The sequence below is a fragment of the Vibrio frigidus genome (assembly GCF_042465995.1).
Lineage (GTDB): Bacteria > Pseudomonadota > Gammaproteobacteria > Enterobacterales > Vibrionaceae > Vibrio.
Genome location: NZ_JBCDMC010000001.1, coordinates 740,138 through 764,392 on the forward strand (window position 1 = coordinate 740,138; position 24,255 = coordinate 764,392).

Sequence of the window (24,255 nt, forward strand, 5' to 3'; positions counted from 1 at the left end):
GGGCTTTAGTACCACAATATCATTCATGTAAAGGTCGGCTTCTCAACGCAGATGCCGAGTGATTCTTTACATCCAGAATAAGGTTAAAAGATATGTATCAAGCACTTAAACAACGCGTATTAGATGCAAATCTGCAATTACCTAAATACGGTTTGGTAACATTTACTTGGGGAAATGTTTCTGAAATCGATCGTAAATTAGGTGTTATCGCGATCAAACCATCAGGTGTGGAATATGACGATATGGGTGTTGATGACATCGTTGTCGTGAACCTTGAAGGTCAACGAATTGAAGGAACTTTGAACCCTTCAAGTGATACCGATACTCACATTGAGCTCTACAAAGCGTTTCCAAATATTGGTGGTGTCGTTCATACCCACTCTCGAAGTGCAACCGTTTGGGCACAAGCTAGCTTAGATGTTCCCGCTCTTGGGACGACTCATGCGGATTATTTTTACGGTGATGTCCCATGTACGCGTAATTTAACGCCTGCAGAAATAGACGTTGAATACGAAAAAAATACGGGTCATGTGATTATTGAAGAGTTTCATAGCCGAAATATTGACCCTCAAGCGGTACCAAGTGTCCTTGTTGCTGGTCATGCTCCGTTTTCTTGGGGAAAAGACGCCAAAGATGCGGTTCACAACGCGGTCGTTTTAGAAGAGGTCTCTGCAATGGCTCTTGCGACTCGTTCTCTCAATAGCGATATTAAAATTCAATCAGAGTTATCAGATAAACATTACAACCGGAAACATGGTGCCAATGCTTATTATGGACAGCGATAACGTTAACGATCAGTAATGAGGAGGAGTAGTCATGTATAAGGTTCTTGCGCTCGATATGGATGGAACAGTACTCAACAGCCAACATGGTATTCATCCAGATGTTGTACAAGCAATTCGAGAAGCGAAGGAAAAATGCCACGTATTGATGGTAACCGGTCGTCATCATACTGCTGCAAAACCTTATTATGAACAACTTGAATTGGATACTCCGGCCATCTGTTGTAATGGAACTTATATCTATGATTATCGCAATCATGAAGTGCTCATAGAAAACGCTATTTCCAAACGAAACGCGAAAAAGTTTTTACAGTTGGCTCAAGGTTATGGCATGAAAGTTGTGCTTTATACCACTCACTCTATGGTCTATTCACGCCACCAACCCATTGACTATATGACGGCATTAGAGTCTTGGGCAGGTAGTTTTGACGAACATCTACGGCCAAGTATCAAACGTGTTGATTCTTTCGAAGAAGAGATAGATGAAGCCGATTATATATGGAAATTTGTCATCGAAGGAGATCCGAAAAATATCGCCGAATTAGAGTCGTTAAATTTTGTAAGCGATAACTTTTCCGGAGAACGTTCTTGGTCCAATCGGGTCGATTTTGCCGCTAAAGGCAATTCAAAAGGCAGCCGATTAGCTGAATATTTAAAGCAACATGGTTACCTGCCAGAGCAAGTAATGGCGGTGGGTGACAACCACAATGATATTTCCATGATCACGCTAGCGGGGTTAGGTGTTGCAATGAGCAATGCCGATGAGACAGTTAAAGCTACCGCTAATCTCGTGTGTCAATCAGATAACAACCAAGGTGGGCTAGCCCATCTTATTCGTGAGAAAATTAAAGGATAAAATTATGACTAAACCAATGATTCAAATCGCACTAGATCAAACTGACCTAACGAGTGCCATCGCTGTTGCCAATAACGTTGAAAGCTTTGTTGATGTTATAGAGGTAGGAACTATTCTGGCCTTTGCGGAAGGCATGACCGCTGTTGCAACGCTGAGAAAGAATCATCCCGACCATATCTTAGTCTGTGATATGAAAACGACGGATGGCGGTGCCATTCTTGCGCGTATGGCTTTTGAAGCTGGAGCTGATTGGATAACAGTGTCTGCAGCGGCGCATATTGCAACAATTGCAGCGTGTAAAAAAGTGGCGGATGAGTTCAACGGTGAAATTCAAATCGAAATTTACGGTAATTGGACCATGGAAAATGCACAGGCGTGGGTTGACCTAGGCATTAAGCAAGCTATTTACCATCGCTCTCGTGACGCAGAACTCGCTGGAGTTGGTTGGACGGATGCTGACCTAGACAAAATGCGTGCATTATCGGATTTAGGTATTGAGCTATCTATTACGGGCGGCATTGTACCGGAAGAACTGCATCTTTTTGAAGGTATTAAAGCGAAAACTTTCATTGCCGGCCGTGCGCTTGCAGGAGATAAAGGAAGAGAGACCGCAGAAGCATTGCGTAAGCAGATTAACCGTTACTGGTAAGTAAGGAAGGGTATGTTTAATAACTTAGAACGTCACCGTATTGGGCTTTATGAAAAAGCGCTTCCAAACGATTTTTCTTGGGAGAGTAGGCTCAAGAAAGCCAAAGAGTTGGGATTCGATTTTCTTGAGATATCAATAGATGAATCGGATGAGCGCCGCAGTCGATTGGATTGGAGTGATGAAGAGATCTATGGGCTTCGTCATCTGTGCGAACAATATGGTATACCGCTTCAATCAATGTGTTTAAGCGCTCATCGAAAGTTTCCTTTTGGTTCCGCTCAATCTGAAGTTAGGGACCAAGCTGCGCTCCATATGCAAAAAGCGATAACGCTGGCCTATAAGTTAGGTGTGCGTAACATTCAGCTTGCTGGGTATGATGTTTATTATGAGCCTGCTAATGAAGAGACACATAAACGCTTTATAGAAGGCATGCGTTATTGTTCTAAGTTGGCTGAAAAAGCAGGCGTGATGCTCTCTGTTGAGATAATGGACACCGAATACCTTAACTCGTTAAGTAAGTTTGAAGTCCTTAATCGAGCGGTTTGCTCGCCATTTTTTACCGCTTACCCGGATGTCGGCAATATTAATGGTTGGAACTATGATACCTGTACAGAGCTTGCGTTAAGTGCTCCAAATATCACTCAGATTCACTTGAAGGACACCTACAAAGTGAAAGAAGGATATAAAGGACAGTTCCGTGACCTTGTTATTGGTGAGGGTGAAGTTGATTTTGACGCCATATTCAAAACCATTAAAAAGTCTAACATTGTCGTTCCCCTTGTCATTGAGATGTGGGCACAAGATGAGAAATGGGAAGAGAATATTAAAACGGCCCAAGTAAGACTAAATCAAGCGTGTGAAGCGGCTGGTTTACCAACTCTGTTCTAACTAAAAAACGCCTATATTAAGTTATAGGCGTTTGCTTTCTGCTGCAAAAGTTTTTTAATAACTTGTCTCAATTCGATTCCTAAACAGTTACACGCAATACCTTCCCATTGATCAATAAATCCAATACGTTTTGAACGGTTCCCTGTTGTCAATCAACGGTGCTTAATTGACATACTTACCGGTTTGTATCAAAGTAGATTAAAATATTTAGATATAAATCACAATTTTGTGGTTATTTTTGAGCACTAAAATGACACTTCTTCACATACAACTTTTTTGGGTTGAAAATCAGTACAAGCTTCTGTCGCTTGATAATCTGCCTCATCTGTCGGAAAGACAGAAAGAGGAGTTAGAATCGTGGTGCAAAAAGCGCAGAAAAATCCTGAATTTTGAGGTTCATTTACAACCCTGGGTGAAAATTACGAGTGATGGTGAATCGACGGAAGTGATACTTAGGCCTAACGGAAAAGCTTATGAACAAGATATGTTTGGTTCCCAGCAACGAAAAGGATCTTGGAAAATAGTGGAGGGTTTTTTATTTGTTGTATTTCAAGATGGCGCAGACTTCATTGAGTACCGTGTTATAGGCAATGCGGATAGCAATACACACTCGGCAGCCGAATATGTCAATGGAAAACCCAATGCCTATATGAAGTTCATTCAAACTAAACCACATTAATTGGTTAAATTGGGCGTGAATGAGCAGCGTTAAAGCTACTCAAAAAACGTATCTTTTATTGAGGTTTTTGACCTTTTCCTGGTGGCGGCGGAAGCTCATCTTGTGCAAGATAGCCATCACTATTCTTATCAAATTTATCAAAATCATCTGCCAGCGGTCCTTTAACTTCATCTAGGCTCAACAAATTGTCGCCATTTGCATCCATCTCTTCAAAAGTTGGTGGCATCTGCCTTTGTGGCATGTCTGTATTGGCGTAAGAGAAAAGAGTGGTTAGGCCAATTATGCAACCCGCTAGGGCCATTATTGCGGTTTTGATTGGAACAACTTTATTCATATATGACTCACTAATCTTATACATTGAAATGTTAAAAAAACGCCTAGAGTTCCTTAATGTAAGGGAAAGGGTGCCTCTAGGCGGAAAAACGCAAATGAGTGTCTATTTAAGTAGAGTCGCAATGCTCTCTACTGCCTACGAATATAAATCCTAATAAAGGAGCAAATATGGAGAGAAATAGGAGACAGGCATAGAAAGGTGAAGAAGCGGACTAGCTAACAGTCAGAGACTGCGGCCAGCCGTTGATTATGGTCTTGCAATAAAGCAACAGAAGCGAGTCTGGCTTGTGTTGAGTTTCCAGCCATGATCGCTTCGTATATTGCTCTGTGTTCATCCAAACAATAATGACCGCCTTCAGCTGAACGGTCGATGAAACGCCTAAAAATAGTAGAGAGGATATTACCAAAAGGAATGAAAAAGTTATTGCCTGTAGACTGAAATATCTCACAATGAAACTGCAAGTCGTTTTCAATCCAGGACAGTTCGTCATCTTCTAACGCCGCTTTGTTCATATTTTGGAATAAAACTGAGATCTCTTTTCTTTGTTCAATCGTCGCATTCATAGATGCGAGGGCACAAGCTTCAGGTTCTATCGCTTTTCGGAGTCCAAGAAATTGGTGCAAAAAAATCTCCGTACCCTTTATATCTTGTATCCACTCCAATAATTGAGGGTCTAGAAAGTGCCAGTTTTCTTTTGTTAGCACTTTTGTTCCAACCTTCGGTCTAGAGGTAATTAACCCCTTGGCGGTAAGCAGTTTCATCGACTCACGTAACGCTGTACGACTGATCCCGAAAAGTTCGCATAACTCGAGTTCGCTTGGTAGCTTTGTTCCTTGCTCAAGTTCGCTGGACAATATTTTTCTGGCGATTTGCTTTGCGACTTGCACATGGATTTTTTTGCTAGATTCAGCTACGAGTGTAAAAGTGACCATTGTTAACTCCTAACGGGTGAGCGAATGACGCTTGCCGTTCCAATTGCTATGGTGTCGTATTTTATATGTACCGATGGTCATGAGAGAAATTAATCACGTGTTAGGTTAGTTCCGCGTGATATTAACCATGATTAAGTAATCAGGGTGTGATTTGCCTGCCATGGATATCAAGTACTTGGTTTGTGATACAACGGGTAATTATAGTAATTTATTTGTTATATAATCATACAATATAAAGGAATTGCAGCAAGGGTTAAGTTAACATTATTATCAATAATTAGATCATGAACATGCTATTACAAACCTTCATGGAAAATATTGATGTACATAGTTATAGGGATGTTAATATCACAAAAGCTTGCGATTAATAACATGCTGGTCATCACGTTTAATCAGTTATCCATTGGTAAGCAAGGTAAAAAATGTTACATTTCCTTAAATAATACATAATCACTTATTACGAAGAGTCTCATGGCCAGTACATTTAATTCAATCTCGGGTTCAAAACGTAGTCTACACGTTCAAGTTGCTAGAGAAATTGCTCGTGGAATCTTATCAGGAGATTTGGCTGAAGGTTCGGTTATACCCGGTGAAATGGTTCTTTGTGAAGAATTTGGTATCAGCAGAACGGCATTGCGAGAAGCGGTTAAATTACTTACTTCAAAAGGTCTGTTAGAATCTCGGCCTAAGATTGGTACCAAGGTTAAGACTCGGGCTCACTGGAACTTTTTAGATCCACAATTAATTGAGTGGATGGACGGATTGATTGATACTGACGTGTTTTGTCAGCAATTCCTTGGATTACGTAAGGCAATAGAACCTGAAGCATGCGCGTTAGCTGCTTTACACGCAAGTGCGGATCAACGAATAGAATTGTCTGAAACATTTCAAGCGATGTGTGAGATAGCAAATGCGACTGAATTTGATCAGCAAGCTTGGATAGAAATAGATATGAGGTTTCATAATCTAATCTTCAATTCGACAGGAAACAATTTTTATCTGCCATTTGGGAACATTTTACAGTCGATGTTTATCAACTTCTTTGCACACTCTTCAAAAGAAGGGGATGTTTGCCTGCGCGAACATCGTGAAATATATGAAGCAATAATGGCTGGAAATGCTGAAAAAGCGAAAAAAGTGTCTTCAGAACATTTGCAATCGGATAAGCACCGTTTACCTGCAACAAGTTAGTATAACCAATTATTAAAAACCAGTGCTTTAAGCACTGGTTTTTTTTGAATAAATTCCATGTTATTAAGCTATTACTCTATTTAACACGTCGTGTTGCCCAATTTGTATTCAACTTAATATTATTGATGTTGGGTATGATAATGGATATGGCTGCGTATTTCATGTGAGTGACGAATCCTTTGTACATAAATTATCTCGATATCATGAAAGTAACACTAGTGATCAATTGAATATCTGAGTATATAATAATATTAAACAGTATCGTAGTTCGATAACTTAATATGCCAGAAACCTTATTACCTCACATCGTTCAGTTTATTGCTCAAACTGACCCCTTTGATAAACTTTCTATCACAATTGTTAGAGAACTCTCATTACAATCCAGATTACTTATCTTGGAATAGGAGAGGTGATAGATAGGAAGATAAAGAGAACAGGTATCTTTATATCATCAGGACTGGTTCAGTTGAGCAAAGGCTAAAGAACGGTGTGCTACGAGGCACAGGTACGGTTTACCTGAGTACAACGCTCATGGGGCGTTAATAGATTCTGTTGCAACGGCTGAATTGTTGCTGGCTCAACTAAAGCGAATCTATCGAAACCAAAAAAGTTGTTTTGGCAGGTTGTACCGAATAAGTCAAAACCAATAAATTAGACATAAGATGATGCTGGAAGGATCGTGAGTTTATGGTTTTTTTTTGCTTAAGCGGGCGGTAGGGGTGCTCTTAATCGAAAAGTAAATATCCCACCAGCTCTGCAAGCGGGATGTTTACATATGATGGCAGCTGGTTGCTAAAGAGAGTTAAAGAATAAAAACTTAACAACTAGAGCTTAAAGCTATCGACGGATTGATTGAGAGAAGACGCAATATCCGTAAGTTGCATGGCCATACGTGTATTATTCTTGGAACGGTCAAAGGTGCTTTTTGCTATATCATTGATTTCTACTACGTTAACGTTAATCTCTGCTGCAACGTGAGTTTGTTCTTCTGCAGCGGTGGCTATTTGATTGTTCATATCCAAAATAATCGATACAGAATCGCGGATAGCTTGAAGCGCATCATTAGCGCTATCTGATTTCTCAGATGTAGATCGAGCATCATGAACATTCACTTCCATTAGTTCAACAGACTGTTTAGCCTCTACCTGAAGTTTAGTGATCATTTCTTGTATTTCACTGGTGCTTTCTTTGGTTCTATTGGCGAGATTTCGAACCTCGTCAGCAACGACGGCAAAACCTCTACCGTGTTCACCTGCCCGAGCTGCCTCGATAGCCGCATTCAGTGCAAGTAAGTTGGTCTGCTCTGATATACTACTGATTACTTCCAAAATGTGGCCAATACTCTGCGTTTCCTGTTCAAGTTTGTTGGTGACAACAACGACCTTTTCTATTCCTTGAACGAGTTTGTTAATATTCTGATTCATCTCAGTGACAACGGATATTCCTCGGTCGGAGTAATCGTTAGCTTCTTGCGCAGCACTAGAGGCTTGTAATGCGTTTCTTGCCACTTCATCTACGGTGACTGTCATTTGGTTCATCGCGGTTGATGCTTGTTCTAACTGCATCATTTGCTGTTCAGAGCTCAGGTTTACTTCTTTAGCGGAAGAGGACATTTGAACAGATGAGGTGTTAAGTTCTTCCGCCGCATGGTTAATATTTTGGATAATAGATCTCAAATTACTGGTCATATACAAGGTTGCAGCATAAACACCGGATTCGTTGCCTGTAGTAGCATGCTGCAAAGATAGATCACCATTGGCGACCTTATGGACCAAATCCTCGATCTCTTTTGGTTCCCCGCCAATTGGAACATAAATCAATTTTGTGATGAGTAGATATACTACGACCAACGAAATAAGCACAAGAATTATCGCAATCGAGGCGCTTTGTACTAGGTTGTCGTTGGACGCGGCATTGATATTGCCGCTGGTATCCCATGCCCATACACTCCAACCCAGAGATTGCGCAACAGCGTTAACGACAAAATAATCTTGACCTTCAAATTGATAAGAATGGCTGCTTCCGGTTTTGTCTTGGTATTTCTTATATGATGGGCGCATTTCGAATAGGTTTTTACCAATATAATCGGGGTACTTTGCCGCGAGTATAAAACCATCAGTTCGACTCACAAAAAGTTGATTATCGTGTGATAAATGCTCTATAAATTGAGTGATGCCATCGACGGGAAGATTGACAGAGAGAGTCGCGACGACTTTGTCGCTTCTTATCACTGGAACAGCCAGCGCCATAACCAAGTTTCCAGTGCTACTAGTATAAGGCGTGGTTATTATATTCCTTTCACCCGCGAATATTCTTTTATACCACTCCCTACCTAATGATTTTGCATTAAAGTTAGGTATCTCCCCTTTCGGTAGGTAGGTGATACCGCTTTTAAGACCAACATAGGAGGCAAGAACGCCTAGGTCTTTTTCGATGGTTTTGAGTGTTTTTGTTACGCTTTCAACTTCAATATTGCCTTGGTCATCGATACTCAAACCAGCACTCATCAAATTGAGACTGTCAAAATAGCGTTGCATTTTTTCGTCAAGAGCGTTGCTTATCAAAAAAGATTGTCTTTCAAGTGAATGGGTATAGCCGCTAACAGATGTAGATTTGAAATTGAAAAAGCTCACCGCAGTGACTAAAAGAATGGCGAAGGTGAACAAGATACCAATAAAGCTAAGTAATTTTATTTTTGCACTCATAAGTATGTCCGTACTCAATCATAGAAAATATATGTGATTTAGTGGGTTGCATGTTGTGGCGATAATCAAGCTTAATTGTAGTCATTCTAATTGAACTTGGTCGAAATTAGTTAAGAGACTTTATAGCCTAGCTCATGTTAATGATAGTTTTATTAGAAGTAGGCCAAACGGCTAATAAATGAAAATACAAAGAAAAAACGTTGAATACTAAACAACATAGCAAGCTAGGTAGCCTAATTTGCTAATCTTAGCCGACTAAAGTAATTTGAGATGTGGCCGAAATAAATAGACGGACTCGAGATTTGAATGAACAATTATCTGCTATAAACGAAAGCTCAAGTGTGGGTATAAATAGGCGTAATTTATGAAGAAAATTGTGATAATTATTGTAGTACTTCTACTTTTAGCAGGGGCAGGAGGGGGAGCGTATTACTATTTTTTCATGATGAACGATGACTCTGGGTTGGTTGTACCTGATGAGGTTGCTGCGGAGGTAGAAGAACCAGAAATGGAGGCCAAAACGGTTGTAAAAGTGAATATGGACTATTTTGTTGATACCAATAAGCTTAACGTTAGGTCATACCCCAGAAAAAGCGCGTCTATTCGATCGGTATTGCGTAAAGGTAAATCACTGAAAGCTCTCGAGATAAAAGACGATTGGGTACGGATTTCTGAATATGAAATCCATCAGAGTGGTAATGATGTTGCGGATTGGGTCCATATGGATTTTATTTCTCACAACAAACCCATTATTACCGAAAGAGAGGTTAGAAAAAACATGCTGAAGCTAGTGAATAAATCGGATGATTTTATGACCTATCAAGATCAGTTTGTTATCGCAACACGTAAACTTATCGAAGACGGAACATGCCGGTACGAAGACTTTGAGTTGATGGACGGCTGGGTTCTGTCGCGAACGTTTGATATTGAACCTGTCTACTTTGTTTATTGTAGTGGTACAAAAAGAGAGAATAAAGTGTATGTAATTGTTGAAACGGGTGAAATATTTCAACCTTGATACTCAGGTAACTTGAAATCGAACAATGTAATATTTTAACTATGATAGAAGATAAATGACATCCTCTAATGAAGATAAAACATGGTCGGCCTCTGCCTCGATGTCGTTTCGAGGAGGAAGTAAGTCTGGGATCATCACCGTCTTGCACCCTGCATCTATACCTGCTTTCATGCCATTATTTGAGTCTTCTAATATCAATGCATACATTGGTTCAATGTTTAGTATCTTGCAAGCGAGTAGGTAACATTCAGGATTAGGTTTACCTTTCCCTACATCTTCTGCGGTAACGATGGTCGAAAATAGATTTAGATAATTAGAATGAGCGAAATTATCATACACTTCGGGTCTATGTGAAGAGGTGACGAGTGCACACATAATGCCTTTTCCTTGCAACATTTTAAACAGGGTATGGAAACCAGTTTTATAACGTATACCTTGTTTTTTTGCTTTGTGAATGTGTTGATCTCGAATATGTCGATATCTAGTTAGATCAAGAGAATGCGAGAATTTATGGGTCAATAATTCTTCACATTCTGGATCTTGTACACCAATAAAATGTTCATAGAACTCATCGCTAATTTCTAACCCTTGGTCTTTAGCGGCCTCTTGCCAACTCGTTTTGTATAAACACTCAGTGTCAAAAATAAGCCCGTCCATATCAAAAAGAACAGCTTTTATATTCATTGCGATTTACCTTACTTATCAAGCTAAATAAAATCTGACTACCTATAGTCGTTCATCAACGTCATTGATGACATTAATTAGTTAACGTTGATATTAATGCCACAATCCGTTCAAGAGATCTACGCACTCTTAAAAGGAGTATCCTTACTTATTGACAGTTACTTTGTCGATCTTACTTTGTAGGCGGCAAAAGTCTAATCATCATTAATTTAATTCTCCTTTTTGATGATTAATACTACAAATAGAACTGATGTAAATCATGAAATCTTCGGTGATTAAGGCTTTATCATAATTGAACATTTAGTGCAGGGTAAATAATAATATACTTAACTATTTGTATTTTATAGGTATTTATGAAACAAGAATGAATTTATATAGTTTATTAGTTATGATTCTGAGTCTGAATATTTTGTATTTTGTAATACATTTAGTGAATTTTTGATATAGGTCCCATATTTTTTATTTGTAGTACATTATGATTTTAATGCTTACTTATGTCGTTGCTGATTTGGTTAATGACATGAGTGACAACGTAGAAAGAACAGAAAGCCGTTCCTTCTCGCAGTATCTATAAGACACCTTAAGACATTATTGATACGACAAGGTTTTTTAAGGTGTTTGGTGACAATAATCTTTAGGAGTACAGAGGTAATGCAAGATTTTGCGTGGAATTTTCAAACTAAGTTAACCTATGGGCCTGGAAAAATTAGCGAAGTAGGGAATGTAGCGGTTTCACTAGGCGCAAAAAAAGTATTTTTAGCAACATATGAAGCTAATGAAACGTTTGCTCCTGTTATCAATAAGGTTGTTTCATCGTTGGCCGATTGTGGCATTGAAGTGGTTATTTTTACAGAGATAGAACCGAACCCTCGTGTTCAAACTATTGATAAAGCGATTGAATTATTTATCGAACAACAATGTGATTTAGTTATCGCATTAGGTGGTGGTTCTGTTATTGATGGGTCTAAATATATTGCGGCTACTTCTTATTCTGGTGGCTCTTGCTGGGATTACGTTGTTCTTGGCGACCGCGTTGCTCGTGAATATACAGGCGCATTCCCAATCATTTCCATTCCAACCGTGGCTGCGTCTGGTTCTGAGTGTAATGCTGGCGGCGTGTTAAGTAATTGGGAAACGAAAGAAAAGAGTTTCAGTCGTTCGGAATACCGCATCCCTAAAGTGGCTATTATTGACCCTGAATTATACACTTCATTGCCAGATTTTATTACCAATGAAAGCTGTGTGGATATCTTTTCCCACCTAATTGAACACTACCTTTCAAGTGATGCTGACTCGGGCTTTGCTGACAGACAAACGGAAGCTATGATCCTTAACTTAATGGATAATTTCGACAAAGTAATTGAGGACCCTAATGATCTGAACGTTCGTGGTGAACTTGCGTTGTGTTCAATTTTTGGTTGGTCTGGGTTACAAGCTTTAGGGCGTTTAGGGTCGATCCCAATGCACTCAATTGAAATGCCACTTTCTGCGCATTTTGATATGCGTCACGCAAGAGGCATGGCGGTAATTGTGCCTCCTTACCTTGAGTTTTTTGCGGGTGTACGTCCAGAGCGTTGGGCACAGTTAGCTCGTCGTTGTTTTGGTGTTGTTGAAACAGATGATAACGTTGCCGCTAAGTTGCTTGCCGTGAAAGTAAGAGAGTGGTTGGCGCGTACGGGTATGTTGATTACGCTTTCTGACGATAATATTCCTGCTGATAGTTTTGAAAAAATGGCTGACGATGTTGTTCGGATGTTCGCATTACCTGGAACCAAAACGATAGCAGGTGTTAAGCCAATTACCAAAGAAGAGATTATCGAGGTTTATAAACTCGCCTACTAACAATATTAATAAAGCTATACACATTAGCGATTATCGATGCTAACACCACACTCGTTGTTAGCCTCCCTCTGAGGACCGGTCCGTCCTCTTTACACCCATATTGTTTACAGGCGATATGGGTATTTTTTTACAAATTTGAACAGGAACGACTCGTTTTCAATATCGGAATACAAAGGTTCCATATTTTGTGAAATATGGATAATTTATATTGTATTTATGTACGATGTAATGACGAAATTTTTCATCTGTTAATGTACGATTTGTGCGTAGAATGTGGATGGAACTCTGATCATTATGAATGATGTAGAGTTCGAGTATACAGTATTTTATCTTATAAAATAGTATGTTATACAATTATATTGCGTATGATTGACTGGTTTTTCTAATGACCATGCCTAGTTTATTTGTATGATTATTTATCATATAAATTAGCTGATCTATATCACGCATTTAGCCTATTGTACTACAATAAGGCCAAATAAGAAGATATATTGTCATCTGAAATTATTTTTATGAAGGCTTAGCGAATGGATCTGAATATTCTAATTGTGGGCATCTACTTTCTATTTTTAATCGCGATAGGATGGATGTTCCGTACGTTTACTAGCACAACGAGCGACTATTTTCGTGGTGGCGGTAACATGCTGTGGTGGATGGTTGGTGCCACTGCATTTATGACCCAGTTTAGCGCGTGGACATTCACTGGTGCAGCTGGTAAAGCCTATAACGATGGCTTTGCGGTAGCGGTTATCTTTTTAGCCAATGCATTTGGTTATTTGATGAATTATCTATACTTTGCTCCAAAGTTTCGACAGTTGCGAGTTGTCACCGTCATTGAAGCCATTCGGATGCGCTTTGGTAAAGTGAATGAGCAAGTGTTTACTTGGTCTAGTATGCCAAACAGTGTTGTATCCGCTGGTGTCTGGTTAAACGCCCTTGCAATCATTGCTTCTGGTATTTTTGGCTTTGATATGGAAACAACTATTATTGCAACCGGTGCGGTAGTTCTGGTGATGTCGGTGACAGGTGGCTCTTGGGCTGTTATCGCGTCAGATTTTATGCAGATGGTTATCATCATGTCGGTGACCGTAACGTGTGCGGTTGTTGCGATTGTTCAGGGTGGTGGTGTTGGCGAAATCGTTAGTAATTTCCCGATTGATGAAGGCGCATCGTTTGTTTCAGGTAATAACCTAAACTATGTTGGCATATTTGGTATTTGGGCAGTATTTATATTCCTAAAGCAATTCAGTATTACAAATAATATGTTGAACTCTTACCGCTATCTTGCTGCGAAAGATTCAAAAAATGCCAAAAAAGCGGCATTGCTAGCGTGCGTATTGATGACTCTTGGCCCAATGATTTGGTTTATGCCTAGCTGGTTTATCGCGGGTCAGGGGGTTGATTTAGCCGCGATTTATCCTGAACAAGGTAGTAAGGCAGCAGACTTCGCTTATCTATATTTTGTTGAAGAATATATGCCAGCAGGTATGGTTGGGTTGCTTATCGCGGCGATGTTTGCGGCTACGATGTCTTCAATGGATTCTGGGCTTAACCGTAATTCAGGTATCTTTGTTAAGAATTTTTACGAACCAATACTTCGTCCTAATTCAACGGAGAAAGAACTAGTCTTTGTATCTAAACTCACATCTACATTTTTCGGTATCGCCATTATCTTGGTAGCGCTGTTCATCAATTCACTCAAAGGGTTAAGTCTTTTTGATACGATGATGTACGTAGGTGCGTTAATTGGATTCCCAATGACTATTCCTGCATTTTGTGGTTTCTTTATTAAGAAAACACCAGATTGGGCAGGCTGGGGCACGCTCATTGTAGGTGGTATAGTCTCATATGCAGTCGGTTTTGTTGTGACTGCAGATATGGTAGAAGGCTGGTTTGGCCTCAATGAGTTAACAAGTAGAGAGTGGTCAGATATTAAAGTAGCCCTTGGCTTACTATCCCACGTTGTCTTTACGGGTGGGTTCTTTGTAATGTCGACTCTGTTCTACAAACCGCTATCTGAAGAACGTCAGAAGGATGTAGATAAGTTCTTTGACAATTTGGCGACGCCATTAGTGTCAGAATCAGATGCGCAGAAAGCGCTAGATAATAAACAGCGTCGTATGCTTGGTACACTCATCGCGATAGCGGGTGTTGGCGTCATGTGTATGTTCGTATTACCCAACCCGTTATGGGGGCGTTTCATCTTCGTTCTTTGTGGGTCGATTGTTATGGGTGTAGGCTTACTTCTCGTGAAAGCGGTCGATGACAGCGTGGAGAAAAAGGGTCAACTTGCATCACAAGGGTAGGGTAGTAGTTCTGAGCGCTTAAAAAAAACGAGTCATTGTGACTCGTTTTTTTGTTTCTGACGCTAAACTAAATTCATTTTTGGATAACTTTACGCTAGTCTTTCTTAGTTGAAATTAAACGTGGGAATGGTAATGAAAACAATAGGCTTGATAGGTGGTATGAGTTGGGAGTCAACGGCAAGCTATTACTCCGCTATCAATCGCGGCGTGAAAGAGCAGCTCGGGGGACTTCACTCTGCAAAGTTAGTGTTGTACAGCGTCGATTTCGCTGAAATAGAAACACTTCAGCATCAAGGGGAATGGGATAAAACGGCAGATATACTGTCAGCGGCGGCGCAATCGCTACAAGCCGCAGGTGCGGACTTTTTCTTGATCTGCACCAACACTATGCATAAAGTCGTCGATAAAGTTCAATCGGCAGTCTCCATTCCACTATTACATATTGCGGATGCAACCGCCCAACAACTTGTCGATGACGGTGTTAGTCAAGTAGGGCTGTTAGGGACTAAGTTCACAATGGAGCAGGATTTCTATAAATCTCGCCTAATAGATTCCTATTCTATTGGCGTCGATATTCCAAAGCCAGATCAGGCCAATACGGTTCATGAGGTGATTTATAATGAGCTATGCCTAGGGCAAATTAAAGATCAGTCTAGAGAGGCTTACCTGACAATTATTGATGACCTGCAAGCGCAGGGTGCTCAAGCTGTTATTCTCGGTTGTACGGAAATTGCATTGCTAGTGAAACAAGTGGATACTAATGTGCCTCTATATGATACCACTGAGATCCATGCTCGAGCAGCGGTGCGATTTGCCTTGGCATAATTGAAGCTTAGAGCTTATGCATCCCTAAGCGAACGACATAGACGTTTTATGACAAAGCTTAAGCAAAGCTTAAGGGACATACACCTTAGAAGCTTATGGAAAAACTTAAGAGTAAAGCTTAAGGGACATACACTTTAAGAAAAACAAAACAAGCAGATTTACTCGACCCCAAAATGTCGTGAAACTAAATAGTTTTGATGTTGGTTTTAAATAATGTGTCCGCGTAACTCTAGTATTAGTCGAGTTTTAGCTATTGCAGAAATAGTAGAGCTGTAAATATGAGGTAAACGTACTTTCAACGTTGGTTGTGGTGAAGAAATGGCAATTCAAGTTAGTCTAGTTGATACCCTCGTATCCGACTTCGTTGCAATTGAGGTAAAGCAGATTGAATACTCTTTTTACAGCTGACTAACAGAGCGCGTTTTCTTTCCAACTGAGTACAGACTGTCAGCCATTCTTTCTGGGTCAGATTAAGCCTTTCTAGGATAGATGGTGATTGGTTATTTATGCTTGCCTTACTGTCCCTCAGGGCTTTTCCTGACCAGTCCACCAACTCTAAGTAATCCATCAATCTGAACGGTATGCCAGAGTGTATTTCTTTGGTTGGGTTTCCAATAAAAGGGAACAAATTAGGTGCGGTTGTTTGTTGGTTATCGAGTGCATTTATACGGTCTTTGATGGAAGTCTATTCGGAGGATTCTGGCGTTTTGGCTATTCCAGCACGAACAGGGTTAAGGTCGGTATACGCCATAGCCGCAAGCAGTGCGTTTTCGTCCAGTAGAGCTTGGCTTTTGTATCGACTTTCCCAAAAATGCCCTTTGCAGTTGTCTTCTTTATTGGCCTTTAACGCTATCTCAAAATTCAATTCACGCATAAACCAACTCAGGCTATACAAACGCTCACGCCATTGTTCGATAATATTGAGAGCAACCTTGAGTTCAGCTTTACTCCTTAGCTGATTGGCCAAAAATCGTTGAACAATGACGGGTTTTGTGTGTAGTAAAGACCAGCGCTCAACGACTTCCAAATCGGTCAGCAAGTCGAGCTTACTCTTATTAATATGAACGACCAAATGATAGTGGTTGCTCATTACTGCGTAGGCACAAATATCTATACAATAGATAGCACTAAGTGCTTTGATACGAGTTTCTATCCATCCCCTTCTATGTTCATAGCTTTTATTCGAAAGCTCATCATACCCACACAGAAATGAGCGGCGAACACACCGAGACACGCAGTGGTAATAAGGTGTGGCTTTTATACAAACTTGCTGGCTTCTGGCAGTGGTCATAGCGGCGTCCATGTCAGGTATTTAGCCCAATATATCGGAAAATTCGTTATGGCTCTCATGTAATACATTGTTTTACGAGGCATTAGAAGATTTAGTGAAAATTGAAAGTCTGTTTCATAAGGTGCATGTCCTCGTTAAAAAAACTTCGTTAAAAAAACTAAAAAAACTAGGTGTATGTCCTCGTTAAAAAAACTTATTTCGCTTACCCATTTACTTCATTTTTATAAGTGATGATTTCGTTGTGTTTTGCTCTTTTTATGGCATATAAAATGAAAAAATAGGGTGTATTTTGCACAATTAATGCTACAGCGACGACGTAAGGAGAAATAAATTATTGCTGATATGGGGTTTTTATGAGTATAGTGAAACCGATTTCAATTGAGGATGGATACCACATGTTTGATATCAGTATTATCGTTAAATATATCGATGTTTTTATTGATGGGTTCGCTATTACCGCCTTGGTGAGTGTGGTTTCTATTGTGGGCAGCTTCATTGTTGGCCTAAGTATTATGTTTGCGTGTGTCAGTCAAAACAAAGCGTTGAGTAAGTTTGGTTATGGGTATATCGAATGTTTTCGAAATATTCCTTTTATTGTACAAGTCTTCTTTATTTTCTATGGGTTACCAGAATTAGGGATATTCATCGACCCTTATACCACGGGTATTCTTGCGTTATCGATAGCGGTTGGAGCGTATTGTGCCGATATTCTTAGGGCGAGTGTTCAGCAAGTGGATATGGGTATCATTGAAGCAGCTCAGTCGTTTGGAATCGCAAAGAAAAAGATATACAGCAAGATTATATTGCCTATCGCTTTAAGAACTTCTATCCGACCAATCGGTTCTGTTTTCATCAATTTAATATTAACCACGTCGATTTTGTCGACAGTGACGCTGAATGAATTGACCGGTACCGCAAAAATAATTGCTGCGGAAACCTTCAGACCGTTTGAAGTTTATTTCTTTTTGTTGCTCTTCTATTGCGTGCTGACCTATGCGTTATCACTCATCATTTCGGGTATTCATAAGAAGCTCAATCAACAATTTACGGTCGGAGAATAGATATGTCGAATCACGAATTTGTTCCTTATGACTTGATTGTGCTGCTCAGTGGTATTTCCATATCGCTATATGTGTTTGTTGTTTCGAGTCTATTTGGGTCTGTTTTCGGAATTGTATTGGCTCTGACTCGTCATTATCGTCTTCCTGTCCTTGGTGCGACATCGACATTTGTTGGTGAGTTCCTTAAAAATTCGCCCGTTTTGGTTCAACTTTTTTTGATTTATTTTGGTCTACCTATTTTCTTAGGGGTGAACTTAACAGCGACGGAGGCCGCAATGATCACGTTAACGGGGAATACCGCCGCGTTTGTTTCCGTCATTGTTGTCTCGGCCATTTCTTCTATCGATAAAGGTCAAATTGAATCGGCGCAAAGTTTTGGGCTCTCTGAGCTGAAAATTTTAACCAAAATTATTACTCCTCAAGCTCTGCTGGTCGCCATTGCACCTTTGATTGGCTTAGCGGTTAACCAACTACAAGTTACTTCATTGGTTTCGGTCATCGGGGTGATGGATATTACCAAAGTGGGTCAAATATTGAACCAACGTACATGGCAGCCTTTTGCGGTTTGGCCAATTATTGGTGCGACTTACTTTGTGTTGTCATGGCTGTTAGCAAAAGCAGGCAAGCGTGTTGAAAATAAGCTGAAGCAACATCAGCATTGGGAAAATATTTAAAGGCTTATCATGATTAAAATTAACAATGTAGAAAAACGCTTTGGTGAACTTCATATCTTGAAAGGTGTGTCACTGACCATCAATAAAGGAGATGTCATCTCCATTCTTGGCGCGAGTGGCTCCGGTAAGTCCACGTTGATCCGTTGTATCAATGGGTTAGAAAAAATTCAGGCTGGTAGCATCACGGTGGATGGCCTAGAGGTGAGCAAGAAAGCAGAATTGGCGGAGATACGGAAAAATGTGTCTACGATTTTTCAGCATTTCAATTTATACCCTCATCTGACTATCTTAGACAATATCACCCTTGCGCCGATAGAGGTTTTGGGGCGCACAAAAGAAGAAGCGACGAGCAAAGCGATGGCGCTATTAAACACAGTGGATCTCGCAGATAAAATGAATGCTTATCCGGCCCAGTTGTCTGGTGGCCAAAAGCAACGCATCGGTATCTGTCGCGCTCTGGCGATGGAGCCAGAATATCTTTTATTAGATGAAGTCACGAGTGCGCTTGACCCTGAGATGACCTCTGAGGTGTTAGATGTGTTGGCGGAGCTCGCCAGAACGGGCACAACCCTAATTTTCGTCACGCATGAAATCGCATTTGCAAAGAAAATCTCCAATAGAATTGTCTTTTTAGACGAAGGGAAGGTTCGAGTTGATTTGGAGAAAAATGATTTCTTTTCAGAAGAAGGTGGAAAGAAAGACCCGCGTATCGCTAGATTTTTAGAAAAAATGGATAGTAAATAATGATTGTTCTCTCGAATTCAGAAGCTTGGCCTGGCATTGACGATACAGCAAGGATGTTAGATAACGGCGATAACGGTTTGGACGCCATTATCCATGGCATAGAGAAAGTAGAGGCGGAACCGAGTATTCGTAGCGTTGGTTATGGCGGATGGCCGAATCTTCTTGGTGATATGGAATTTGATGGTGCGGTGATGGATGGTGACTCATTGCGAACTGGTGCGGTGGGTGCGGTTAAAGATCATTTCCATATCACCCGTGTCGCAAGAAAAGTGATGGAAGAGCTTAATCACGAAATTTTGGTCGGCGAAGGTGCGACCCGTTTTGCTAATGAGATGGGTTTTAGTTGTTCTAACCCACTTCTCGAAGATTCCAAACAAGTATGGTGGAAAAAGCTTCAAGAAATAATGGGAGAAGAGAATCCAGATCTATCACAGTGTGATCTTGCTCCTTTAAATACCATGATCACGGATCCAGAAAAAGTACGGGACACCACGGTATTTCTTACGAAGGATAATCAAGACAGTATTTATTCTGCAACGAGTACTTCTGGTTGGGCGTGGAAATACCCAGGTCGATTGGGGGACTCCCCGATTGTGGGAGCTGGCTTTTATGCCGATAGCCGTTATGGTGCCGCGGCCTGTACTCATACCGGAGAGATGACTATTCGTGCAAACACATCCTATTCAATTGTCATGGCGATGCGACTCGGTTATTCGCTGCAACAGGCAGTAGAATTGGCCATTGAAGAGCTTGTCAGGTTAAAAGGTGGATTTTTAGGTGGTGTGGTTATCCATGCCATTGATAACAAGGACAATCACCGAGTGGTCAATGTTGGCTGCGAGGGCGATATTATATACTGGGTATATAAAACCGGTATGGACAAACCGCAAGAGTGCATTGCGGAAAAATATTAATAAGGGACGAAGCTATGAAATTTAGATCTATATTAACGACAATGTTGTCTGGTGTTATCGCGTTGAGCTCATCGACAGCTATCGCGGGTAAACTGGATGATATCCGCGAACAAGGCTACATTCGAATTGGTGTTTCTCTAGGCGGTGAGCCTATCGGTTTTCGCAATCAGAAAAATGAACCCGTTGGTTATGATGTTGATCTTGCGTATCGTTTGGCAGAGAAGCTAGGCGTGGAAGCTCGTTTTACCGACGTGCACGGTGATGCGCGTGTTTCTATGTTATTTTCCGACCAGCTTGATGCCGTTATTGGTAACATGTCCGCGACGCTCGAACGTGCAAAATCAGTTAATTTTTCTATTCCTTATGCGCGAGCTGGCTTACGAATTATTCATCAAAAAGAGATGGCAATTAATTCTCTAGCGGATTTAAAAGGCAAAAAAGTGGTCGTTGGTCGTGGTTCAACGGGCGAAACGTTCTTAAAACGTGAAGTACCTGAGGCGACATTGGTTTATACCGATAACTTCGCACCAGATGGCATTTTGTTACTGCGCCAAGGCCGAGTTGATGCCGGTATTGAAGACAGTTCTCTGATAGATTATTTGGCGACGCAAACGGACCGTTTAGAGACACTTCCTGGCTTACTTTCAAATGATCCGATTGGTGTGGGTATCAGAAAGGGTGATCAAGAGTTTTTACGCTGGATGGATATGTTTGTATCTGAATATATTAGTTCTGGTGACTATGAGACATCATACAAAAAATGGTGGGGTGCAGATGCTAACCCTCCAATATTGAAGCCAATATGGTAACCCTTAATCCATTACTGGCTATCTAGATTATTTAGATAGAACTGAGTCTCAATGACCCAATGGCTTTCTTTCAAAGGAAGCCATTTTTTATTGTCTGTTTCTTTCTGGTTAATGTTGATTCCTTGAGAGGACTGAACGTGATCAACAATCGAAATAATGGCCTGTACAAAATCATGTTTATTGTAACCGATGGTCGAAAACTGATAGTTTCCTCGACGCGAAAATTCAGTATTATCGAACCCAAATATGCAATAATTATGAGGTAAAGCCTTCAGATTAAAATAATCAACAGCCGCCATTGCCATGGAATCTGATGTACAAAATACACCGAGATAAGAGGAGTCAGAAATATCAGATGCTTGCAGATAATTTAACGCATCATCGTACGAATAGTTACAAAAAGTGGAACTGATGAGTTCAATTCCGTTGGCGTTAAATTGTTGTAGGTAATGAGAAACACGCTGCTTTTCGGTGACGGAGGATTGTCGACCCGCAATTAAAATAGCGCGAGTAACACCTATCGACTGTGCGTAGTGAACCGCACTTAATATCCCCGGTTCTTCATTGACTTTTACTGAGTAGCCATCTTGTTGGCTCTTTCCGTTAAGCATGATGATATTGTTTGTAAAAAACAGGGATTCAGCAAGCGTTGGTTCGATAAGATCAGAGAAAATCAAGGCGGCGTCAACGTATTGAACGAACGAGTTTTTTTGTAACGCTTTTATGTCATCTAGTGATTTTAACCGAACGAAGAGTGCACGTTTACCTATGGCCTGAATGCTCTGAATTAGAGAGTCAAACAAGGTTAGGTCACTGACATCTGAGATATGATTGACCACAATGGCAACAAGCCCAGTTTCGTTATTGGCCAGACTTTGCGCAAAAGGGTTAGCGACATACCCCAAGGTTTCAGCTGCTTGCAAAACGCGTGTCTTTTTGTCTGCTGAAATGGGTCTGTTTTTTCCAGATAAGGCTCGTGATGCTACCGCTTTTGAAACGCCGGCTAGGGCGGCCACATCGGCGAGTGTTGGCGTTCGAGTCTTCTTATCCATTGAGTAGATTCACTACAGCATGTACTTTGTCAAAAGAAGTCACGTCGATAAGTTGGTCACCACTTGTTTCGGCTCCCATACTTACTTGGGAATTGAGGTTAATCATTGCGGACTGACGCTGAGTTTTGCCGGATAAGTGAATCTCTGTTGCCCCTGTCGTTTCAATCAATGGCAAGGCGTTATGCTGGTTCACACCACAACCGGGCATAATGGAAAGACGTTGGTTTGCTTGTTCGACGAATTGTTTTATTTCATTGATGCCTTTATCGGCGGTTGATTGTTGGCCCGAGGTTAAGATTCGTTCGCATCCAAGGTCGATGACTTGTTCGAGTGAGTATTGCCAATCTTGTACAATGTCAAAGGCCCGGTGGAAGGTTACACCCAAATCGCCAGCGTGATTGATCCATTGTCGGCAAGCGCTGACGTTGATAGTGGCATTGGCATTGAGTGCCCCAATAACAATACCGGCGACGCCCAGATCTCGCATCATCTGTATTTCATCTGTCATCATGTCAATTTCGTTTGAGGAGAATAGAAAGTCTCCCGCTCGTTGACGAATCATGGCGTAGATCGGGACAGTGCTATTCTTCACGGCATAATGTGAAAACGCCCAACTTGGTGTAATACCACCGACAGACAACGCGCTACATAACTCTATTCGTTTTGCACCCGCGTCAATGGCCGTGTGTAATGATTCAATATTGTCAACGCAGACTTCAACTACGGTATTTTTCACTATATATACTTCTGACAGATGTACGATGCGACAATTATACCATCTTTAACGTAAGATAATGAGTTGATATACACTCTCTTAGTTGATCGATTACTGTTAGAAATTCAATAGATAGCGATAAGGTTGAAATTAAAAAAACCGAGCAAAAAGCTCGGTTTTTTTGTTCAGTCATTCATAACAGAATGACTGATTTGGCGATGATGCGTACGGTTACGCGAGCACTTCATTCGCGGCTTTAACCACGTTCTCGACTGTAAAGCCGAACATCTTGAAGAGTTCACCCGCTGGAGCAGACTCACCAAAAGTGGTCATTCCGATAATACGACCGTCAAAACCAACGTACTTGTACCAGAAATCAGCAATACCTGCTTCAACAGCAACACGTGCTCTTACGTCAGCAGGAAGAACAGCTTCACGATAAGCGGCGTCTTGCTTATCAAACACATCCGTTGCAGGCATAGAAACTACGCGTACTTTTTTGCCTTCTGTTGTCAGTTGCGCGGCTGCTGCAACGACAAGCTCAATCTCTGAGCCAGTAGCAATAAGAATAAGCTCTGGCTTACCATCGCAATCCTTCAGTATGTAGCCACCCTTAGCAATGTCAGCAACCTGAGACGCGTCGCGCTCTTGCTGTGCTAGGTTTTGGCGAGAGAAGATAAGCGATGTTGGGCCATCTTTACGCTCAATAGCGAATTTCCAAGCTACGGCGGATTCAACTTGGTCACATGGGCGCCATGTGCTCATGTTTGGTGTCAAACGTAGAGAAGAAACCTGCTCAACCGGTTGGTGCGTTGGGCCATCTTCACCCAAACCAATAGAGTCATGCGTATAAACCTGGATATTCTGCACTTTCATCAGCGCAGCCATGCGTAAGGCATTACGTGCGTATTCCATAAACATCAGGAAGGTCGCACCGTAAGGAACAAAACCACCGTGAAGGGCTAAGCCATTCATGATAGCCGTCATACCAAATTCACGCACACCGTAATGGATGTAGTTACCTGATGCATCTTCCGGTGTGATTGACTTAGAGCCAGACCACATGGTGAGGTTTGAAGGCGCAAGGTCAGCTGAGCCCCCCATAAATTCAGGTAGCATTTCACCAAACGCTTCTAATGCATTTTGAGACGCTTTACGTGAAGCGATGTTCGCTGGATTAGCTTGAAGGTCTGCGATGATTTGAGACGTTTTTGCTTCCCATTCTGCTGGTAGCTCACCGTTTACGCGGCGTTTGAATTCTGCTGCAAGCTCTGGATATGCTGCTTCATAAGCTGCAAATTTCT

At 41.0% G+C, this 24,255-nt stretch carries 22 protein-coding genes and 1 pseudogene; 15 read left to right on the top strand and 8 right to left on the bottom strand.

Annotation, left to right across the window (positions count from 1 at the left end; translation table 11 throughout):
* Positions 1-92: 92 nt before the first annotated feature.
* From AACW90_RS03310 to AACW90_RS03330, 5 genes are all read left to right on the top strand, one after another.
* Positions 93-785, top strand: coding sequence for an L-ribulose-5-phosphate 4-epimerase (locus AACW90_RS03310; RefSeq protein WP_390230716.1), 693 nt, complete (start codon positions 93-95; stop codon positions 783-785).
* A 31-nt stretch (positions 786-816) separates the two neighbouring features.
* On the top strand, positions 817-1,638 hold the full coding sequence (locus tag AACW90_RS03315) for a Cof-type HAD-IIB family hydrolase (RefSeq protein WP_390230718.1): 822 nt from the start codon (positions 817-819) through the stop codon (positions 1,636-1,638).
* Positions 1,639-1,642: 4 nt separating this feature from the next.
* Complete coding sequence (locus AACW90_RS03320; protein ID WP_195706249.1) at positions 1,643-2,287, top strand: 3-keto-L-gulonate-6-phosphate decarboxylase UlaD; 645 nt, start codon at positions 1,643-1,645, stop codon at positions 2,285-2,287.
* A gap of 12 nt (positions 2,288-2,299) precedes the next feature.
* Positions 2,300-3,175: an L-ribulose-5-phosphate 3-epimerase gene (locus AACW90_RS03325; RefSeq protein WP_390230721.1), complete on the top strand. Its 876-nt coding sequence runs from the start codon at positions 2,300-2,302 to the stop codon at positions 3,173-3,175.
* A gap of 250 nt (positions 3,176-3,425) precedes the next feature.
* Positions 3,426-3,854 (top strand): hypothetical protein, encoded by a 429-nt coding sequence (locus AACW90_RS03330; RefSeq protein WP_390230724.1) that lies wholly within the window; start codon positions 3,426-3,428, stop codon positions 3,852-3,854.
* A gap of 55 nt (positions 3,855-3,909) precedes the next feature.
* Here AACW90_RS03330 and AACW90_RS03335 read toward each other — a convergent pair whose 3' ends face one another.
* On the bottom strand, positions 3,910-4,188 hold the full coding sequence (locus AACW90_RS03335) for an EF-hand domain-containing protein (RefSeq protein WP_390230727.1): 279 nt from the start codon (positions 4,186-4,188) through the stop codon (positions 3,910-3,912).
* 215 nt (positions 4,189-4,403) lie between these two features.
* Entirely contained in the window at positions 4,404-5,120 is a 717-nt protein-coding gene (locus tag AACW90_RS03340; RefSeq protein WP_390230730.1) for a FadR/GntR family transcriptional regulator, read from the bottom strand.
* Positions 5,121-5,591: 471 nt separating this feature from the next.
* Between AACW90_RS03340 and AACW90_RS03345 the strand changes: the two genes are divergently transcribed.
* On the top strand, positions 5,592-6,311 hold the full coding sequence (locus AACW90_RS03345) for a FadR/GntR family transcriptional regulator (protein ID WP_390230733.1): 720 nt from the start codon (positions 5,592-5,594) through the stop codon (positions 6,309-6,311).
* A gap of 824 nt (positions 6,312-7,135) precedes the next feature.
* Here the strand turns inward: AACW90_RS03345 and AACW90_RS03350 are convergent.
* Positions 7,136-9,016: a methyl-accepting chemotaxis protein gene (locus AACW90_RS03350; protein WP_390230736.1), complete on the bottom strand. Its 1,881-nt coding sequence runs from the start codon at positions 9,014-9,016 to the stop codon at positions 7,136-7,138.
* Positions 9,017-9,380: 364 nt separating this feature from the next.
* Here AACW90_RS03350 and AACW90_RS03355 point away from each other — a divergent pair, with 364 nt between their 5' ends.
* On the top strand, positions 9,381-10,034 hold the full coding sequence (locus AACW90_RS03355) for an SH3 domain-containing protein (RefSeq protein ID WP_390230738.1): 654 nt from the start codon (positions 9,381-9,383) through the stop codon (positions 10,032-10,034).
* A gap of 39 nt (positions 10,035-10,073) precedes the next feature.
* On the opposite strand, the gene AACW90_RS03360 is transcribed toward AACW90_RS03355, so the two are convergent.
* Positions 10,074-10,718: an HAD family hydrolase gene (locus AACW90_RS03360; protein WP_390230741.1), complete on the bottom strand. Its 645-nt coding sequence runs from the start codon at positions 10,716-10,718 to the stop codon at positions 10,074-10,076.
* A 651-nt stretch (positions 10,719-11,369) separates the two neighbouring features.
* On the opposite strand from AACW90_RS03360, the gene AACW90_RS03365 reads away from it, so the two are divergent.
* The 3 genes from AACW90_RS03365 to AACW90_RS03375 all read left to right on the top strand — a co-directional run bounded on the left by AACW90_RS03365 (position 11,370) and on the right by AACW90_RS03375 (position 15,691).
* Complete coding sequence (locus tag AACW90_RS03365) at positions 11,370-12,560, top strand: iron-containing alcohol dehydrogenase (protein WP_390230744.1); 1,191 nt, start codon at positions 11,370-11,372, stop codon at positions 12,558-12,560.
* Positions 12,561-13,087: 527 nt separating this feature from the next.
* Positions 13,088-14,866 (top strand): sodium:solute symporter family transporter, encoded by a 1,779-nt coding sequence (locus tag AACW90_RS03370; RefSeq protein WP_390230748.1) that lies wholly within the window; start codon positions 13,088-13,090, stop codon positions 14,864-14,866.
* 132 nt (positions 14,867-14,998) lie between these two features.
* On the top strand, positions 14,999-15,691 hold the full coding sequence (locus AACW90_RS03375; protein WP_390230751.1) for an aspartate/glutamate racemase family protein: 693 nt from the start codon (positions 14,999-15,001) through the stop codon (positions 15,689-15,691).
* A 331-nt stretch (positions 15,692-16,022) separates the two neighbouring features.
* On the opposite strand, the pseudogene AACW90_RS03380 reads toward AACW90_RS03375, so the two are convergent.
* Positions 16,023-16,982: pseudogene (locus AACW90_RS03380) on the bottom strand (transposase).
* Positions 16,983-17,335: 353 nt separating this feature from the next.
* Between AACW90_RS03380 and AACW90_RS03385 the strand changes: the two are divergent.
* The 5 genes from AACW90_RS03385 to AACW90_RS03405 are packed head-to-tail and all read left to right on the top strand — an operon-like array spanning position 17,336 to position 21,184.
* Positions 17,336-18,043, top strand: a complete 708-nt coding sequence (locus AACW90_RS03385; protein WP_390230754.1) for an amino acid ABC transporter permease — start codon at positions 17,336-17,338, stop codon at positions 18,041-18,043.
* Positions 18,044-18,045: 2 nt separating this feature from the next.
* Positions 18,046-18,717 carry an amino acid ABC transporter permease gene (locus AACW90_RS03390; protein ID WP_390230757.1) on the top strand — a complete coding sequence of 224 codons (672 nt, stop codon included), beginning with the start codon at positions 18,046-18,048 and terminating at the stop codon, positions 18,715-18,717.
* Positions 18,718-18,726: 9 nt separating this feature from the next.
* Positions 18,727-19,461 carry an amino acid ABC transporter ATP-binding protein gene (locus AACW90_RS03395; protein WP_390230760.1) on the top strand — a complete coding sequence of 245 codons (735 nt, stop codon included), beginning with the start codon at positions 18,727-18,729 and terminating at the stop codon, positions 19,459-19,461.
* The gene (locus AACW90_RS03400) at positions 19,461-20,375 is read left to right on the top strand and encodes a glycosylasparaginase (RefSeq protein WP_275137687.1); all 915 of its coding nucleotides are present in this window, start codon (positions 19,461-19,463) and stop codon (positions 20,373-20,375) included. The genes AACW90_RS03395 and AACW90_RS03400 overlap by 1 nt, the downstream gene beginning before the upstream one ends.
* Before the next feature lie 14 nt (positions 20,376-20,389).
* A complete protein-coding gene (locus AACW90_RS03405; protein ID WP_390230764.1) occupies positions 20,390-21,184 on the top strand; it encodes a transporter substrate-binding domain-containing protein in 795 nt (264 codons plus the stop codon).
* A gap of 11 nt (positions 21,185-21,195) precedes the next feature.
* Here the strand turns inward: AACW90_RS03405 and AACW90_RS03410 are convergent, their stop codons facing one another.
* From AACW90_RS03410 to AACW90_RS03420, 3 genes are all read right to left on the bottom strand, one after another.
* Positions 21,196-22,236: a LacI family DNA-binding transcriptional regulator gene (locus AACW90_RS03410; RefSeq protein ID WP_390230767.1), complete on the bottom strand. Its 1,041-nt coding sequence runs from the start codon at positions 22,234-22,236 to the stop codon at positions 21,196-21,198.
* The gene (locus tag AACW90_RS03415; protein ID WP_390230770.1) at positions 22,229-22,972 is read right to left on the bottom strand and encodes a copper homeostasis protein CutC; all 744 of its coding nucleotides are present in this window, start codon (positions 22,970-22,972) and stop codon (positions 22,229-22,231) included. Before AACW90_RS03415 ends, AACW90_RS03410 begins: the two co-directional genes overlap by 8 nt.
* 210 nt (positions 22,973-23,182) lie before the next feature.
* The coding region (locus AACW90_RS03420) for a transketolase-like TK C-terminal-containing protein (protein ID WP_390230773.1) at positions 23,183-24,255 on the bottom strand (1,073 nt) is incomplete at its 5' end.